Annotated in this window: 1 rRNA gene; it reads left to right on the top strand. The window is 42.2% G+C overall.

Features of this window, described 5'->3' with window-relative positions:
- Positions 1 to 112, top strand: a 5S ribosomal RNA gene (gene rrf / locus CW370_RS21120); the annotation flags it as partial.
- Positions 113 to 258: the final 146 nt, after the last annotated feature.

The raw sequence follows: 258 nt of genomic DNA, 5'->3' as shown, positions 1-258 counted from the left end.
GTGGCGATAGCGAAGAGGTCACACCCGTTCCCATACCGAACACGGAAGTTAAGCTCTTCAGCGCCGATGGTAGTCGGGGGTTTCCCCCTGTGAGAGTAGGACGCCGCCAAGCAATTGCACGTTAGTGTAATTTTTTAAAAAAAGTTGTTGACTTTGAAGAAGTGACGTTGTATACTAATAAAGTTGCTTTAACAAAGCGGACAAACAAAATGATCTTTGAAAACTAAACAAGACAAAACGTACCTGTTAATTCAGTTT

It is taken from the genome of Bacillus sp. SN32, assembly GCF_002837495.1.
GTDB classification, from domain to species: domain Bacteria; phylum Bacillota; class Bacilli; order Bacillales; family Bacillaceae; genus Bacillus; species Bacillus subtilis.
This window is presented reverse-complemented; position numbering and strand designations above follow the sequence as displayed.